Annotated in this window: 16 protein-coding genes; 7 read left to right on the forward strand and 9 right to left on the reverse strand. The window is 45.0% G+C overall.

The features are described from left to right. Positions 1-40: 40 nt before the first annotated feature. The 7 genes from MH215_RS00820 to MH215_RS00850 all read left to right on the forward strand — a co-directional run bounded on the left by MH215_RS00820 (position 41) and on the right by MH215_RS00850 (position 7,740). Complete coding sequence (locus MH215_RS00820) at positions 41-1,249, forward strand: pyridoxal phosphate-dependent aminotransferase (RefSeq protein ID WP_239287090.1); 1,209 nt, start codon at positions 41-43, stop codon at positions 1,247-1,249. A 627-nt stretch (positions 1,250-1,876) separates the two neighbouring features. After that, positions 1,877-2,980 carry a glutamate 5-kinase gene (gene proB, locus MH215_RS00825; protein WP_239287091.1) on the forward strand — a complete coding sequence of 368 codons (1,104 nt, stop codon included), beginning with the start codon at positions 1,877-1,879 and terminating at the stop codon, positions 2,978-2,980. A gap of 67 nt (positions 2,981-3,047) precedes the next feature. Further along, the gene (locus MH215_RS00830) at positions 3,048-4,295 is read left to right on the forward strand and encodes a glutamate-5-semialdehyde dehydrogenase (RefSeq protein ID WP_239287092.1); all 1,248 of its coding nucleotides are present in this window, start codon (positions 3,048-3,050) and stop codon (positions 4,293-4,295) included. A 34-nt stretch (positions 4,296-4,329) separates the two neighbouring features. Next, positions 4,330-5,190, forward strand: a complete 861-nt coding sequence (proC, locus tag MH215_RS00835; protein WP_186380896.1) for a pyrroline-5-carboxylate reductase — start codon at positions 4,330-4,332, stop codon at positions 5,188-5,190. Continuing rightward, complete coding sequence (locus tag MH215_RS00840; protein ID WP_239287093.1) at positions 5,187-6,410, forward strand: 2,3-diketo-5-methylthiopentyl-1-phosphate enolase; 1,224 nt, start codon at positions 5,187-5,189, stop codon at positions 6,408-6,410. Before proC ends, MH215_RS00840 begins: the two co-directional genes overlap by 4 nt. Then, positions 6,407-7,084: a 2-hydroxy-3-keto-5-methylthiopentenyl-1-phosphate phosphatase gene (locus tag MH215_RS00845; RefSeq protein ID WP_239287094.1), complete on the forward strand. Its 678-nt coding sequence runs from the start codon at positions 6,407-6,409 to the stop codon at positions 7,082-7,084. Before MH215_RS00840 ends, MH215_RS00845 begins: the two co-directional genes overlap by 4 nt. 2 nt (positions 7,085-7,086) lie before the next feature. After that, positions 7,087-7,740, forward strand: coding sequence for a methylthioribulose 1-phosphate dehydratase (locus tag MH215_RS00850; protein ID WP_056696813.1), 654 nt, complete (start codon positions 7,087-7,089; stop codon positions 7,738-7,740). 252 nt (positions 7,741-7,992) lie between these two features. Here the strand turns inward: MH215_RS00850 and MH215_RS00855 are convergent, their stop codons facing one another. The 9 genes from MH215_RS00855 to MH215_RS00895 all read right to left on the reverse strand — a co-directional run bounded on the left by MH215_RS00855 (position 7,993) and on the right by MH215_RS00895 (position 16,833). Further along, entirely contained in the window at positions 7,993-9,267 is a 1,275-nt protein-coding gene (locus MH215_RS00855; protein ID WP_481857417.1) for a multi-tm2 domain protein, read from the reverse strand. A 28-nt stretch (positions 9,268-9,295) separates the two neighbouring features. Continuing rightward, on the reverse strand, positions 9,296-9,742 hold the full coding sequence (locus MH215_RS00860) for a hypothetical protein (protein ID WP_239287096.1): 447 nt from the start codon (positions 9,740-9,742) through the stop codon (positions 9,296-9,298). Further along, positions 9,735-10,226 (reverse strand): RNA polymerase sigma factor, encoded by a 492-nt coding sequence (locus MH215_RS00865; protein ID WP_239287097.1) that lies wholly within the window; start codon positions 10,224-10,226, stop codon positions 9,735-9,737. The genes MH215_RS00860 and MH215_RS00865 overlap by 8 nt, the downstream gene beginning before the upstream one ends. 260 nt (positions 10,227-10,486) lie before the next feature. Continuing rightward, complete coding sequence (locus tag MH215_RS00870; RefSeq protein ID WP_239287098.1) at positions 10,487-11,188, reverse strand: DnaD domain-containing protein; 702 nt, start codon at positions 11,186-11,188, stop codon at positions 10,487-10,489. A gap of 17 nt (positions 11,189-11,205) precedes the next feature. Then, positions 11,206-12,501, reverse strand: coding sequence for an asparagine--tRNA ligase (asnS, locus tag MH215_RS00875; RefSeq protein WP_056696807.1), 1,296 nt, complete (start codon positions 12,499-12,501; stop codon positions 11,206-11,208). Positions 12,502-12,602: 101 nt separating this feature from the next. Beyond that, positions 12,603-13,808 (reverse strand): acetate kinase, encoded by a 1,206-nt coding sequence (locus MH215_RS00880; RefSeq protein ID WP_056696806.1) that lies wholly within the window; start codon positions 13,806-13,808, stop codon positions 12,603-12,605. Further along, positions 13,805-14,677, reverse strand: coding sequence for a 3-hydroxyacyl-CoA dehydrogenase family protein (locus MH215_RS00885; RefSeq protein ID WP_056696803.1), 873 nt, complete (start codon positions 14,675-14,677; stop codon positions 13,805-13,807). Before MH215_RS00885 ends, MH215_RS00880 begins: the two co-directional genes overlap by 4 nt. A gap of 133 nt (positions 14,678-14,810) precedes the next feature. Beyond that, positions 14,811-16,313: an AAA family ATPase gene (locus MH215_RS00890; RefSeq protein ID WP_056696802.1), complete on the reverse strand. Its 1,503-nt coding sequence runs from the start codon at positions 16,311-16,313 to the stop codon at positions 14,811-14,813. After that, positions 16,306-16,833, reverse strand: a complete 528-nt coding sequence (locus tag MH215_RS00895) for a hypothetical protein (RefSeq protein WP_056696799.1) — start codon at positions 16,831-16,833, stop codon at positions 16,306-16,308. The genes MH215_RS00890 and MH215_RS00895 overlap by 8 nt, the downstream gene beginning before the upstream one ends. Between the last annotated feature and the right edge of the window lie 91 nt (positions 16,834-16,924).

Genomic DNA, 16,924 nt, shown 5'->3' on the forward strand with positions numbered 1-16,924 from the left:
TACTTATTTCCATTTTTAAATAACCGGAGTGATGATACTAATGACGAATTCACAGCATAATTCAGGTCGTTCAGCCTTTACGATACCTACATCTGATGTAATGACACAGTTGCCTACACAGTTCTTCGCTAGTCTTGTGCAGAATGTGAATCGCGAAATTAACGCTGGACATGATGTCATTAATCTCGGACAAGGCAATCCCGATACACCAACGCCACCTCATATCGTAAAAACGTTGCAGGAATCGGCTGAAAACCCGCTCTATCACAAATACTCACCATTCAGTGGATATGCTTTCTTGAAGGAAGCGATTGCGAAGCGATATAAGGAAGATTACGATGTCGATCTTGATCCAGACACAGAAGTTGCCATTCTTTTTGGTGGCAAAACGGGTCTCGTTCAATTACCGCAAGTATTACTTAATCCAGATGACGTATGTTTGGTTCCAGATCCGGGATACCCCGATTATTGGTCTGGTGTAGCTCTCGCCAAAGCACATATGCATTTTATGCCACTGCTGGAGTCCAATGCTTTTTTGCCTGATTACGAAGCAATCTCTGCTGAGAACAGAGCGAAGGCTAAGCTAATGTATCTGAACTATCCGAACAACCCGACATCTGCCACAGCTCCTCTTTCTTTCTATGAAGATACAGTGGAATTTGCTGTTCAGAATCAGATTGTTGTAGCAAGTGACTTTGCCTATGGTGCAATCGGATACGATGGGCACCGCCCTGTGAGCTTCCTCCAAGCACCAGGGGCTAAGGAAGTCGGAATTGAATTCTACACCCTATCCAAAACGTATAATATGGCTGGATGGCGTGTAGGTTTCGCCCTTGGGAATGCGGACATTATCTCGAAAATCAATTTATTGCAAGATCACATTTATGTCAGTCTGTTCGGTGGTATTCAATCAGCTGCTGCTGCAGCATTGACCTCCTCTCAGCAATGTGTCACAGATCTAGTGGCACGGTATGAATCTCGTCGCAATGCGTTTTATGATGCACTTGAGCATATCGGTTGGCAGGCTGCCAAGCCAGGTGGTTCATTCTTCAGTTGGCTACCTGTGCCTGAAGGTTTCACATCTGCTGCTTTTGCTGACCTACTCTTACGAGAAGCCAAGGTTGCTGTAGCTCCTGGAATTGGTTTTGGTACGCATGGCGAAGGTTATGTTCGTGCTGGGCTATTAAGTGATGAGACACGGTTACGAGAAGCTGTAGAGCGCATTGGTAAGCTCAACTTATTTAAGTAATAATCGTAGCTTTTATCGTTTGTCTTGAGATTGATCGCTTTTCAGTCCGAGAAGATGAAAAGAAGCTAGAAATGGGGAGCATTATAGCCTGTATATCCCTTTGCATCTGGGGAGTTTCCATGGTATGTTATAGAGAAATATTGAACGAAACGTGATGACGGGACCAGTACGAGAGGAACAAGACACGCACAGAGAGTAAATTCCATGAGGCTGCAAGAATTTACCGTGACTTCTCTCCGAAACCTACCCCTGAGCGGCCTGTTTTTATATATGCGTGTTCAAATATACCGTTTGGGCTATCGATAAGATGGGATGAAACTGGTGAACTTTTTGAACAAACACGATATGAGCAGGACAGTGCCTTCTGTTACAGGGCATGAAGCCGGATGATACACTCATCAATAAAGGTGGTACCGCGGAAGTAACAAACTTTCGTCCTTTTTATAACAAAAAGGGCGGGAGTTTTTTTTGTACCTGTATAGATTTTCCTTTAAGAGGTTGTTCAGAAATTCGCATTGCATGACGATGCATGACTGCGGCTTACGAGTCTTCTATAGGCTCTGAAAACGATACTTTTTGAACATTGTTCTGTAACGAGTCATTCATTATGTTTAAGGAAGTGAAAGCATGTCCTCACGTATAGTTGTTAAGATTGGTAGTAGCTCGCTTACTACGGAAGAAGGCGGACTCGACCGCGACTCCATTGCTTTTTTTGCTGGAGAGATTGCTGCGTTGATGCAAAATGGTCATGAAGTGCTTCTCGTCACATCAGGCGCAGTTGCCGCAGGATTCCGAGAGATCGGATACGCACACCGCCCTAAATTGCTCCATGAGAAACAAGCAGCGGCGGCTGTTGGGCAGGCTTTGCTGATGCAAGCATATCAACAGGCTTTTGCGGCGCACCGCGTTACTACGGCACAAATCCTTCTGACTCGAACCGATTTTCATAGCCGAAAACGGATGGGTAACGCGGGTATGACCGTCGAGGAATTGCTGAAACAAGGTGTTATTCCGATCTTTAATGAGAATGATACGGTATCTGTCGATGAGCTCAAATTTGGAGATAATGATCTATTATCTGCTCTGGTCGCAAATTTAGTGAAGGCGCAACACCTGGTTATTCTGACGGATACCAATGGCCTCTACACTGCAGATCCACGCAAAGATCCTTCTGCTACGCGGTATGATCGTATTACAGAAATTACAGCTGAAATTTATGCCTATGCAGGAGGTTCTGGATCATCTGTGGGTACAGGGGGTATGCGCTCTAAGGTCGATGCAGCCAAAGTAGCAACTCGTGGCGGCGTGCCTGTCTTTGTTGGCCGTGTGAATGAGCCTGGTGATATGCTCCAAGCTGTGGAGGGCACAGGTAAAGGAACCTATTTCGAAACCAAGCTTGCTTCTCTATCCCGTAAGAAACAATGGCTCGGCTTCATGTCTACTCCTCTTGGAACCGTCGTTGTAGACGCTGGTGCTGAGGAAGCTCTTGTGCATGGCGGACATAGTCTTCTCCCCGTCGGTGTTCGGCGGGTGCTTGGCACCTTTCATGCCGGTGATGTCGTCGAAGTCCTTGGACCCGATGATACACTACTTGGCCGAGGGATTGTAAATTATGATGATGACCAACTGCGACTTATAGCAGGGCTACCTAGTGGTGAGGTTATCAAAACATTAAATAGTATTCATCGACTTGAGGTTATCCATCGGGATGAGTGGATTACTTTGAAATAAGGCTGGGTAACAGCCTTAGGTTGATTTATTTTTCATACGAATCAGAGAAAATGGGAGGAATAAAACAATGAGTGAAGTAAGACAAAAAGCCATTCAGGCACAAGCCGCAGTTCCACAATTGAACCGATTGACTACAGATCAGAAAAATAAAGCTCTCCTTGCCATGGCAGATGCTCTCCTAGAGAAGTCAGATATCATCATTACTGCAAATGGTGAAGATCTGGAGCGCGGTAGACAACAAGGAACGCCAGAATCTATGCTTGACCGGTTAGCGTTAAATCAAGAACGAATTGCGGGAATCGCAGAGGGACTTCGTCAGATCGTGGATCTGCCTGACCCTGTGGGTGAAGTTCTTGAAACTTTTACGCGTCCAGATGGTTTGCACATTCAGAAGTTAAGAGTACCGATCGGGCTGATTGGTATTATCTATGAAGCACGACCTAATGTTACAGTTGATGCTGCAGGGTTATGCCTCAAGACGGGCAATGCAGTTCTACTTCGCGGCGGATCATCTGCCCTCTCCTCCAATCGCAAAATTGTAGAGGTATTACACGAGGCATTGGCAAAGACAGATTTACCTCCAGACGCCCTACAGCTTGTGGAAGATGCCAATCGTTCGTCTGTGGACGAGATGCTTAAACTGAATGGATTGCTAGATGTCATTATTCCACGCGGCGGAGCTTCACTCATTCAAAATGTAGTTGCGAATGCGACAGTACCAGTCATTGAAACAGGTGCAGGCATCTGCCATACCTATGTGGATGAATCTGCCGATCCGGTTATGGCAGCAGAGATTGCGATTAATGCCAAAGCGCAACGTCCATCCGTATGTAACTCTATGGAAACTCTATTAGTACACGCTGCTTTCGCAGAGCAACATCTTGCAACCATTGCGGAACAATTCCGTGAACTAAACGTGCTATTAAAAGGTTGCGATGCTGTGCGACGTATTGTCCCTTCTGCCCAACCAGTTAGCGAAGAAGACTATGCGACAGAGTATAACGACTACATTTTGAATATCCGGGTTGTATCCGGCCTGGAGGAAGCCATGCAGCACATTGCACAATACGGCACCAAGCATTCCGAATGTATCGTAACGGCGAATACAGAAAACGCTGAGCGTTTCTTGCATGATGTTGATGCCGCAGCCGTGTATCATAATGCTTCTACCCGTTTCACAGACGGCTTCGAGTTTGGTTATGGAGCCGAAATAGGCATCAGTACTCAAAAGTTACATGCACGTGGTCCAATGGGATTACCTGCACTTACATCAACCAAATATCGTATTACTGGCGATGGTCAGATCCGTCAATAAGTTCGCAGTTTAGTTATTTAGGAGGACGATAATCATGAGTCAAGAACAACAGACGTTATTACAACAGAAAATCACTTTCCACGGAGCAGGTGCGATGGCCGAAGCCATCGTACGCGGATTAATCTCCCGCCTTGTCGTACGTCCACAGGATATTACGATGCTGAACCGCAGCAACCAGAAACGTCAGGAGGAACTCAGCAGCCGTTACGCGGTTCATACCGGAACTGCGGCACAATCCCAGGAGATTCTCTCGGGTTCTCCCGTTATTGTATTGGCTATGAAACCAAAGGATGCCGCTGCTGCTCTGCGGGAATTGGGTCCCCTTTTATCACCAGATCAACTGATCGTATCCGTCATTGCCGGATTATCTATACGTACGATGCAAACGCTACTTGGTCGTAAACAGCCTATCGCTCGTACAATGCCAAATACATCAAGTACAATTGGACTTGGCGCTACAGGCCTTGCCTTCTCGGCCGAAATAACAGACGAGCAGCGTAGCACGGTTATGACCATGTTTGAAGCTGTCGGGATCGTGACCATTGTGCCTGAAGATAAGTTAGAGATTCTTACAGGGATTTCGGGAAGTGGGCCGGCTTATGTATACTATCTAATGGAGGCTATGATCGCTGCAGGTATTCGAGGCGGTTTGTCCAGTCAACAGTCACGTGATCTAACCGTTCAGACGGTGCTTGGTGCTTCCCGAATGGTTCAGCAGACAGGTCTGGAGCCAATGAAGCTTCGCAGTGATGTTACGTCTCCTGGAGGTGCAACTCAAGCTGCACTGAAGAAGCTCGACGAAGGCGACTTCTTTGAAAATGTAATTGCAGCCGTTAACCGTTGTGCTGAGCGCTCACGGGAAATGGGGGCTGCTTTGGAAGGAGATTTTAAATGAATAACATGTGTACTGCTACATATCGTTTGCATGACGATCATGCCGATTTTCGTAAAAAAGCGGAATCCATTGCCGTTGGCATGACTGTTGGCAGCTGGACTGAATTACCACAGGCCAAACGCGAAGCGATGCAGAAGCATCTAGGAGAAGTCATTAAGGTTGAAGTGCATGAGCCTAACGGTATGTCTCCTGGTGAGCGTTATGCTGATATCACAATTGGGTATCCCGATGTAAACTTTAGCCGAGATATTCCCGCTCTGCTTGTTACCGTATTTGGTAAAATATCGATGGATGGGCGCATTAAGCTTACACAGCTTGGCTTCTCAGACAATTTCCTGAGCGCATTCCCTGGTCCTAAATTTGGACTAAACGGTGTTCGTGATCTGCTTGGTGTACATGATCGTCCGCTGTTAATGAGTATTTTCAAATCCGTTATCGGACTAGATGCGGACGAGTTACGTGAGCAGTTTATCCGTCAAGCGCTCGGTGGCGTTGATCTCATCAAAGATGATGAAATTCTGTTTGAGAACAAACTAACTCCGATCGAAAAAAGAGTCGAGGTTTGTATGAAAGCAGCCGAGCAGGCTCGTCAAGAAACTGGAAAGAAACTGCTATATGCAGCGAATCTGACCGGTTCGACCTCACAACTGAAAAAACAGGCTGAACGTGCCATTAACGCCGGAGCTAATGCCTTGTTATTTAACGTATTAGCTTACGGATATGACGTTCTACACGAGCTTAGCAGCGACCCGGATATCAATGTGCCAATTATGGCTCATCCAGCCCTTGCTGGCGCGGTGTATCCATCTCCACATTACGGTATCTCCGCTTCCGTCTTACTTGGCCAATTGATGCGACTTGCGGGTGCAGACATCGTCTTGTTCCCATCTCCATATGGCTCAGTAACGATGCCAAAAGAAGAGAATATGGCGATTACTGAACAATTGCTGTCGACTGAGCTTCCTATGCGTGCAAGCATGCCAGTTCCTTCTGCAGGAATACATCCTGGCCTTGTACCGCTGATTCTGCGGGATTTCGGTACTGATGTGATTGTAAATGCTGGTGGAGGCATTCATGGACATCCTATGGGCACTGAAGCTGGTGGACGTGCATTCTTGCAGGCAATCGAGGCATCGCAGCGTTCGATTCCTCTGGCACAACATGCAATGGAGCATCCAGAACTCAAAAGTGCATTGGATCTATGGGGTGGTGAACGATGAGAAGTGATAAACAAACCGTCATTTTCTGTGATTTTGATGGAACCATTACGCTTTCGGACAATATCGTTGCCATTATGAAAAAATTCAATCCTCCTGGTATTGAGGCTATTATGAAAGATACCATTGAACAAAAAATAACGTTGCGTGAAGGCGTTGGGGCAATGTTCGCCCTCCTACCCTCCTCACAAAAAAATGAGATTGTGGAATTTGTGCTTGGACAAGCCGGTATTCGTGAAGGCTTCAGCGAATTTCTAGAATTTGTTCGCCGTGAAGGCATTGAATTCAATGTGACCAGCGGAGGCATGGACTTTTTCATCGAACCTTTGCTCGCACCATTTGATATCCCACAGGATCATGTATATTGTAACGGAGCTGATTTTACGGGTGAAACCATTCGAATTGAATGGCCGCATCCTTGCCAGCCTCCTTGCGAGAACGGCTGCGGTATGTGCAAAACTACAGTCATCCGTACTTTCCCGGCAGAACAATATAATCGAATTTTGATTGGCGATAGCCTTACTGATTTTGAAGGTGCCAAAATTGCCGATCTGGTCTATTCTCGTTCTATTTTAACGGATAAATGTATTGAACTTGGTGTCGATCATGTGCCATTCACTACCTTTTACGATATCATCGAAGATATGAAACAGAAGCAAACACAAGGAGTGCTGTAAAGATGGGGTTTGAGAAAATTACTTTGGAACACAAACGTCAAGTTCTCGAAGAACTAGCGGATGTTAAAGCACTGTTTGCCAGCCGTAACTGGTTCCCAGGTACAAGTGGAAACTTGTCCATGCGTGTTGGCGATTTTGATCCGGAACAGTTTTATTTTGCAGTAACAGCTTCCGGCAAAGATAAATCTCTGCGTACGCCAGAAGATTTCCTGTTCGTGGACAAGCAAGGTAAAGCGATTGAAACAACAAACCTGAAGCCTAGTGCAGAAACGCTAATCCACTGCGAAATCTACCGCTTAACGGGTTGCGGCGCGGTATTCCACGTACATACCGTGTATAACAATCTAATTAGTGAGTTCTTCGGCGCTGATGGCCAAGTGCCAATCCAAGGAATCGAATTGATCAAAGCATTCAACATTTGGGAGGAAAATGCGGAGATTCGTGTACCGATTCTGCCTAACTTTGCTGATATTCCTTCAATTGCTGAATTGGTTCCAGATGTACTTGATGCCAAAGTACCGGGTATCTTGCTGCGTAATCACGGTATTTATGCATGGGGTAAAGATGCTTTTGAAGCCAAAAGACATCTAGAGGCCTTCGAATTTTTGTTCGAAGTGATGTATCGTCAGCTATTGCTTAAAGGGGCTACATCGTAATTAATATGTGATATTGATTAAGCTATTATAGATTGAACTAATCATTTTTACACTGACCACTACGATGACAGAACAACATTCCGATCGCTGTTATCCCCAGATTTTTTTGATCCCTATGACAAAGGGGAAAATCCGCGGATAGCGTATGCTTCCGATGTAGCTTTCTTGGAGAAAGCTTTCAGACGAACGCTTCGCTTCAAAAAACATAAAACACGCCAATGTTCCAATGAGGAACTATGGCGTGTTTTTGATTTAGGATCGATCTTCACGATCTTTGAACAAGAAGAGACTGTCGAGTTCATCGTCGGGATTTTTGCCACTTCCACTCTTGATCGGACGTTGCTTCCCAAAGAGCAGCTTCAATCCTCCAACGATAAGCAATAGCGAGACAATCATTGTATTCAGGTAGGATCGAATCTCGTACGTCAAGAATACGTTGGGGAACATCTCACTGAGTTGCGGAATAATAAGACGAATTGCTAAGTAGTACAAGCCCAGTGCTGCAATGCCGAACCCAATCAGTCGTTGATGGCGCGCCCAATCCTTGAAGATGGGATGATCCTCTAACGTTTCCCGCCCATACCGGCTTGAGCATTGAAGACCGTCAAAGAAGCTATAGAACCAGATGAGTGGAATCATAAACAAAAATACGGATAAACGAAGCAAATCTAGAATGTATATACTGCCTAGGAACAAAAACATGAGCTGCATACCTCTTTTTTGTAAACCTAAGTAGAGATGCCCCGCGCCTGGGAATGCCGACAAAAGCGTTGCTAGCATTCTGCTACGTCGCCCATTCACTTTTCCCATTTCCAACTCTTCAAACAGCGTGCGGTCTTCTATTACCTCACCTGCTTGCTTGCGATGAATATGCTGTACCGCATCAAACATACAGTACACCCAAATGACAGGTAGAATGAGCAGGAACATTAAGAAGTTCTCTTCATTCGTAATAGATGCTACAAACACCATCATTGCAAAGGATCCAAAGAAAGCAATTAAGAACGATAGTCCTCGATGCAACAGCCCCATATGAAGATGTCCAAGTCCAGGTATAAATGAAAGGAGTATCGTGAAGAATCGTTCACCTTCAGTACCTTTGCGATACATCGGATTACCGTATGCCCCTTCAGGACGATCATATCCTTCATAGACGTGATCTGCATGGCTTTCGTTCGGCTCAAGCGAATCTACCCTTCGGTCATGATAAGAGTCACTCACCCGGCCGTAAGGTGCCCTATATCCTTTATATTGTTCTTCTCGATAGCTTGTCGAACTCAACAGCACGATAATCATATCAAGCATGCTGATCCCCCAGAATAATACGGATGCCACAGCACCAAAGATCACCAAATCATGTTCCGACAATACAATACCCAACATGAAGAAACCGACAAGTGTTCCAAAAAAGAGAAGCGGGTAGACTACTGCCCGAATAGGTCTTCTCCAATATAAGAATCCAAGCCCAGGAATCATATTTAGTAGAAATGCGAGTAATTTATTACGATCTGATTGCACAAACGTCATCCTTTCTTTTCAGGCAATACGAACTAATTTATGGTTTCGGTTTGAAGTTATCCAGCCATGATGTGGCTGCCTCCGTCCATTTCTCCGTAAATGATCCGCCATGCTCACCATCTTGAAGATGATAAGGAGCTACCTTGTCAAACAACCCCGATGATAGGAAAATCAGCGTCAGGCAGGCTGCCACAGCGTAATGAAATACTTTATGTTCAAGCCAGCGGTAACGATGCGAACGTGGTAGAGGCCGGACATTGGACGGTTGCATTTGATTAATCTGATGCATGATCGAGTCGGCAAATCCCGTTGGATCACTCAAGGAAGGCAATTCTCCATGAACATCGAGAGCTTCTAGATAATTGTGCATTTCGTCTGGATTGTCTATAAGTGCTTGTTCCATATACAGTGACTGGTTGGGGGGGATACGACCTTCTATATATTCGGACCATTCCTGAACGGTATATACACCTGATTTATTCACGCCACTCATCCTCCTTCCAATGATTTCGTATCCACTGCCGCGCACGATATAATCGGGACTCTACTGTTTTCACAGCCACTTGGGCATCGTGGGCAATTTGCTCATAATTTTTCTCTTTTAAATAATATGCCGTGATGATATCACGATGCTGAGCAGGCAACTGGCTAATTCGCGCTCGTAGAGCTTCCTTACGTTCTTCTCGAATAAGCCTTGTAAGGACATCTTCTTCTCGTCCAGGTAAGTAATGGATTCTCTCTTCTCCACCTAGATCTTCATTGCTTCGTCTGCCGAGCTTACGCTTGGCATCAATTGCTTTGTGAAACGCAATGCGGGTAAGCCATGTTTTGAAGCCTTCGGATCGGTAATCAGGGAGAGATTTGTACATCTGTATGAACGCTTCCTGAGCTGCATCCTGAGCTTCTTGATCGTTTCGTAGTACCGAGTAAGCCACATGGTATACATGCTGGCTATACTTATCGATCAATAAGCGAACCTGAGATGTGTCTCCTTCACGGATTCGTTCAATTATGCGCGCTTCATCAATAACTCTCCCCTCCTCTCCATTACATTAGACGACAAAGCTTCACTCTGCCCCTGCATATTATTTCATTTTTTTAATAACATGGTTGCCTTTCGCCTGAAAAGCGGAATTTTCATTCTGAATCATACCACAATAAAAAGACAGGCACAGAATAACATCTGGCCTGTCTGATTGTCTGAATAGAGATACTTCTATACGTTGAATTAACGACCACCACTGCGAAAACGTTGCGTATACGCTTTGGCGTCTTGAACCGTCTTCACTCGATTACGGCTCCATTCAAGTAAGATTCGATCAATGTATCGGAAATGTACTTTGCCTGCAAACACAGCCTCTTTCAGCGCCATCAGAATTAATTCTTCTTGATACCGATCCTGATCCAACCAACTGGAGATCGTTTCACATTCCATGGGTGAAAGCGGACGTCCGAATTCTTTTTCGAAGATGGAAAACATATTACGCTCTTCCTCTTCTATTTGAACACTGTTCGAATTCGAACGTGCGTTATGTTCCATCTGTTGTTTCTGTAGAGCGGCAACATCCTCAGCCACACAAGTCGCTAATCGTGCAAACAGCCCATGCAGGTCATAACGTTCGTACTGAATATCTCGTTCCTCATCCCGGTGCTCATCAATGGTAACATATCCATCCTTCATCAAACGTTGCAGCATTCTCGCAATGCCTTCAGGGGCTAGTCCCATACGACTAGCAAGCTCTTCCAAGGTAGGAAACTCATTGAATTCTGCCTGTTGAAAGCCCAGAAGTTGAATGAGCAAGAGCACCTCTGCATCGGATAGACCTAACTGATGATAATAGCGTAATAACGCATAAGGAAGCTGCGCTGTTCCCGATGTCATCCCATAAGCTGCTCCATTGATCCATGCTTTAGAGCCGGTATTTTCCATAGAATCACGGTTAAGCATTAAGGATACAAACGATAGAGCATACGAGGGAATGCAATTGTTTCACGTACATGATCCAATCCACAGATCCAAGCTACCGTCCGCTCCAATCCCAGACCGAAACCAGAGTGAGGTACCGATCCGTATTTACGCAAATCCAAGTACCATTGATATGCTTCATCCGAAAGCTGGTGCTCATCAAAGCGTTGTTTCATCAGTTCTGGATCATCAATCCGTTGCGAACCTCCGATGATCTCTCCATAACCTTCTGGTGCAATCATATCTGCACAGAGGACAACTTCAGGTCGATTCGGGTCAGGCTTCATGTAGAATGCTTTTATGCCTGCTGGATAGTGAGTGATGAATACCGGTGTATCATACTTCTCAGCAATCGCTGTTTCGTGCGGTGCACCGAAGTCCTCTCCCCAAGGGATATCGAAGCCTTGTCCATTTAGGAACTCAATCGCCTCATCATATGTGATGCGTGGGAATGGTGCAACAATACCTTCAAGTTTGCTGACATCACGTCCAATTGATTCTAGCTCTGCACGGCAGTTCTTCACCACGGATTGTACAACATGCGCAATGAACTTCTCTTGTACTCGCAAGCTCTCTTCATGATCTACAAACGCCATTTCCGGCTCAATCATCCAGAACTCAATCAAGTGACGACGCGTTTTGGATTTCTCTGCGCGGAACGTAGGCCCAAAGGAATACACTTTGCCAAGTGCCATCGCTGCTGCTTCCATGTACAACTGTCCACTTTGTGTCAGATATGCATCTTCATCAAAATACTTAATGTGGAACAAATTCGTAGTACCCTCTGCTGAAGATGGTGTCAGAATTGGTGGATCAACCTGTGTGAATCCGTTACCATCAAAAAACTGCTGAACAGCGCGGATGATCTCTGCACGAATCACCATAACCGCACGTTGTTTAGTCGAACGCAGCCACAGATGACGATGATCCATCAAGAAGTCAACACCGTGCTCTTTAGGCGTAATTGGATAGTTCTCCGTGAGATGAATAATTTCGACATCGGTAACCGTCATTTCGTAGCCGGAGTTGCTGCGCGGCTCTTCACGAATAATACCTGTAACATATAGCGAGCTCTCTTGGGTAAGACTCTTTGCTGCATTCCAGATCTCTTCGCTAACTTCACTCTTTACGACGACCCCTTGAATATATCCGGTTCCATCACGCAGTTGCAAAAATTGAATTTTGCCGCTGGAACGTTTGTTGTTAATCCAGGCGCCGATCTTTACGGTCTCGCCTACATGTTCATTCACGTTACGAATTACACACTCCGTGCTCATGCCCATATCTCTCCCTTAGTGCTGAATTTGAAAATGCAGCGGGCAGGCTTATGCCTGTCCCCTGCACTTCCTTGTCATGCTATATTCACTTTACAATTAGATTACTGAGAATTCAATACGATTCGGTGTGTATCTCTTGCAATCACCAATTCTTCGTTCGTTGGCACAACAAGAACATCCACTTTGGAATTGCTAGTTGTGATACGGCGTGGTTCGCCGGAACGGATCGCATTCAAAGCTTCGTCTAGTTCAACACCTAGGTACGTCAGTTGTTCACATACTTTTTGGCGTAGAACAACAGAGTTCTCACCTACACCTGCTGTAAAGACGATTACGTCAACACCATTCATTGCTGCTGCATATGAACCAATGTATTTACGCAGACGATATTCGTACATTTCGAAAGCCAGTGTGGAGTTAGCATCGCCATTCTCCATACCTTCAGTAATCTCTCGCATGTCGCTGCTGATCCCAGAGATCGCGAGCAATCCACTGTGCTTGTTCAACATGGAGTTTACTTCACTTACGCTCAGTTCTTCCTTGTTCATTACATAAGGTACAATCGCTGGATCAAGGTCACCACTACGTGTTCCCATCATCAAACCTTCGAGCGGAGTCATACCCATGGACGTATCTACAGAAAGACCACCTTTAACTGCTGTTACACTACCACCGTTACCCACGTGACAAGTGATAATTTTCAGGTCTTGGAGCGGACGATCCAGATATTCTGCTGCTGCTTTACTTACATAATCATGGGAAGTACCGTGCGCTCCGTAGCGACGAACTTTATATTTTTTGTAAAGTACACGCGGAATTGCATACAGATAAGCTTTTTCAGGCATTGTTTGATGGAATGCTGTATCAAAGACCATAACTTGAGGAACGCCCGGCATATTCAATTCAGCCGCACGAATACCCATCATCGCTGCAGGATTATGAAGCGGTGCGAGGTCGAACAAACGGCGAATTTCAGCTTTGGCTACATCATCAACCAATGCGGATTCTTTAAATGCTTCACCACCATGAACAACGCGGTGTCCCACAGCTTGAATTTCGTCTACGGAACCCAATACTCCGTTTTCTTTGTCTGTCAGCATATCGATAACTTTACGAATTGCAGTCGTATGCTCCAGAATTTCGCTAACTTCAGTCACGTCTTCGCGACCTGCTGGCTTGTGAGTGAGAATGGAGGAGTCCATTCCGATCCGCTCAACAAGACCTTTTGCGAGTACGGATTCGTCTGTCATATTATACAATTGATATTTAAGCGAGGAGCTCCCCGCGTTGATTACTAATACTTTCACAGTCTGTCACCATCCTTGTCGTACTTGAAGAATCCTTCGCCCGTTTTTACACCCAAGTGTCCTGCACGTACCATTTTCTTCAGGACAGTCGAAGGACGATATTTCAATTCCCCGAATTCACGGAACATTCTTTCGAGTGCTGCTTCAACGGAATCAAGTCCGAAACGGTCAGCCATCTCAAGTGGACCATGCTGGAAGTTATATCCGATACGCATTGCATCATCGATGTCTTCAGCAGAAGCAACACCTTCTTGCAATACATGCAGTGCTTCATTGATCAGAAGGCAGATCAAACGTGATGTAACGAATCCTGGGGATTCATAAATCATAACGCCTTTTTTGTCAGCCACTTCTTCAACAAAACGTCTAGTCTCATCAAATGTGGAATCAGACGTCTTCAAGCCACGAATAATTTCAACAAGATCAACCCGGGATACCGGGTGAATAAAGTGCATACCAATAACACGCTCTGGGTACTTGGTCGAGCTTGCAAGCTCGGTCAAACTCAGCGTGGATGTATTACTTGCAAGAATAACATTACTTGGGCAAACTTGATCCAGTTGGCTAAACACTGCTTTTTTAGCTTCCAGGTCTTCCGTAATCGTCTCAATGACCATATCGCAAGAACCCAGTTCCGCCAAATGAGCAACTTTGTTAATACGGGAAAGGATCAGTTTTTTCTCTGCCTTCGTAATTGCCCATTTCTCTAGTTGTTTATCCAAGTTGGTCTCGATCATATTATAGGCATAATCAAGCTTCTCCGTTGTATGCTCCACCAGAAGCACATCAAGTCCTTTGGCTGCGAGCATTTGGGAAATACCTTGCCCCATCGTACCGCCGCCGACAACTCCTATTTTTTTAAAAAACATGGTTCTGTTCCATCCTTTCGGTTCTCTATTTCTCTATTGTACCCTGTTCGCCGAAAATTACAAATTTCGACCCAACATATAATAATATCTTAGCACGACTGAAATGTAAAAAAAAATAACCGACATAAATAAATTATGCCGGTAAAAGGGCGCTGTCACGAAATTGACAACGAAATTGCTCCCCAGACAACACTTCTTCTCTCATCAAGGTATCCAGAGAGTTGTCGAATATTGTCCGTTGCTCTTCAAGCATTCGTTTCGTTTGGTTCATAAGCTCCTGCAAAATGACTTTATTCTCACGCATCAACTCTTCGGTAGTAACCATATCCATATTCACAATACCGAGCGATGTCAGACCAGAAGCCATCATCGTCTGTACAACATTTGTCGCTTGTTCAAAGTCATTGCGCGACCCCGTACTACGACCACCGTAATACATTTCCTCTGCAGCCGCACCACCAAGGGCAATCATAATCTGTTCTTCCAAGAAACGTTTAGTATATAAATACTGTTCTTGTTGTGGAGTGTGACGTACATAACCAAGAGCCTGTCCACGGGGACTGAGCGCTACCTGACTAACACTACCCGGACGAACTAACTCCGCCATAATGGCATGTCCCAATTCGTGGATAGCTACCCGTTTCTTTTCTTCCACAGTGGATTCACGATCGGTCTTCTCACCCATCATAACTTTGTCAATTGCCATCGACAGATGACGCTGTTCGATACTAGACAATCCATCTCTCATCGCGTAAATCGCAGCTTCATTCATCACACTTTCAAGTTGTGCTCCAGAGAACCCATAAGACTCTTCAGCCGTCTTCTCAAGGCTTACATCCGTCATTATAGGCTTATTAACCGCATGCAGTTCCAAGATATGCTTTCTACCCTTCTTATCAGGCATATCCACCTGAATATGACGGTCAAAACGTCCCGGACGAGTCAATGCACTGTCTAACATTTCTTTGCGGTTCGTTGCAGCAATCACTAAGATTCGAGGTGTTTCCGATGAATAGATTCCATCCATTTCAGTCAGAAGTTGGTTCAACGTTTGGTCGTACTCACGTTGTTGTCCACCTTCACGCTTACCACCAATGACATCAATCTCATCGATAAAAATAATAGCATTTTCTTTATTTTCTTTGGTTGCACGCGTTCTTGCATCACGGAATAAATCACGAATTCTACCCGCACCGACGCCGACGTACATTTCCACAAATTCACTACCTGATGCAGCGACAAATACGGAATCCGTGTAGTGAGCGGCAGCTTTGGCCATTAAGGTTTTACCTGTTCCCGGAGGCCCTGTGAGCAAAATACCTTTCAGTGGGCGAATCCCGAATTTTTGAATTTCTTCATGCCGAATAAGGAAATCTAGCGCTTCTCGTAATTCTTGCTTGGCACTATCCTGACCACCAATTTCTTCAAATGTCAGCTTGGATGGCCCTTTTTTCTTCCGTTTACGCTCTTGACTTGCCCCAACGGTTATGCCACCACGCATCTGCATCATGAACAGCAATCCGCCGACCAACAATACAGCAAACAAAATTGGGATGATATTTACACCCACAAAAGCAAGAAAGATAATTAGCACTGGAACAAATCCAATTACAACTTCTTTAGTCCACTTAGGCATTTGGCCACACTCCTATCTGTCCTGGCACACGTGGTAGAATAATAAACTTGCTTGCGTCTCCATCTCGTAGACTAACGTATACGTTATTATCATCCATAGCGGTATTTACTTTAATTCCATTGGTAGCCATCTTAGACAGCGTTGGTGTGATCTCGGTATATTGTTTGTTTTCCATCGCTTGAGCTACGGTGAACATCGCATCACCCCACCAATTTTCTAATGCCTCGTTGGAGTGATCAATGACGTCAAGTTTAAGAGTACGATTGCCAATAAGGGTCTGTCCTTCTTTGTGAATATATTGAACTAATCTCCCCAAATCAACGTCTGGCTCAAGATCAAGTTTCATTTGTACGCTATTGCGGTTAATAGTTAAATGAACATCATTGACTCCATCATACTGGGTAATCATTTTTTCGATTGGATTCTGCATGGCCACTTGGCGATACACAAACCAACCTCCAAACAACAGGACGGCAGAAATGACGACAGTTAAAGCAATCGGTAATACTTTTAGCTTCAAATGAGTTTCCCTCCCAAATTTGGCCTATACTATAGCCTGTAGGCGTTAATAAAATTTGCAACCAAAGTCCTGTGTCGTAATTAACAGGATT

This window comes from Paenibacillus sp. ACRSA (genome assembly GCF_022346845.1).
In the GTDB taxonomy this organism is placed as follows: Bacteria; Bacillota; Bacilli; order Paenibacillales; family Paenibacillaceae; genus Paenibacillus.

Coding starts and splice junctions, on each gene's coding strand:
- MH215_RS00870 (WP_239287098.1), bottom strand. CDS start 11,188: ATGGAAAATACCGGCTCTAAAGCATGGATCAATGGAGCAGCTTATGGG.
- MH215_RS00855 (WP_481857417.1), bottom strand. CDS start 9,267: ATGACGTTTGTGCAATCAGATCGTAATAAATTACTCGCATTTCTACTA.
- proB (WP_239287091.1), top strand. CDS start 1,877: ATGTCCTCACGTATAGTTGTTAAGATTGGTAGTAGCTCGCTTACTACG.
- MH215_RS00830 (WP_239287092.1), top strand. CDS start 3,048: ATGAGTGAAGTAAGACAAAAAGCCATTCAGGCACAAGCCGCAGTTCCA.
- proC (WP_186380896.1), top strand. CDS start 4,330: ATGAGTCAAGAACAACAGACGTTATTACAACAGAAAATCACTTTCCAC.
- MH215_RS00840 (WP_239287093.1), top strand. CDS start 5,187: ATGAATAACATGTGTACTGCTACATATCGTTTGCATGACGATCATGCC.
- MH215_RS00850 (WP_056696813.1), top strand. CDS start 7,087: ATGGGGTTTGAGAAAATTACTTTGGAACACAAACGTCAAGTTCTCGAA.
- MH215_RS00885 (WP_056696803.1), bottom strand. CDS start 14,677: ATGTTTTTTAAAAAAATAGGAGTTGTCGGCGGCGGTACGATGGGGCAA.
- MH215_RS00845 (WP_239287094.1), top strand. CDS start 6,407: ATGAGAAGTGATAAACAAACCGTCATTTTCTGTGATTTTGATGGAACC.
- MH215_RS00890 (WP_056696802.1), bottom strand. CDS start 16,313: ATGCCTAAGTGGACTAAAGAAGTTGTAATTGGATTTGTTCCAGTGCTA.
- MH215_RS00820 (WP_239287090.1), top strand. CDS start 41: ATGACGAATTCACAGCATAATTCAGGTCGTTCAGCCTTTACGATACCT.
- asnS (WP_056696807.1), bottom strand. CDS start 12,501: ATGAGCACGGAGTGTGTAATTCGTAACGTGAATGAACATGTAGGCGAG.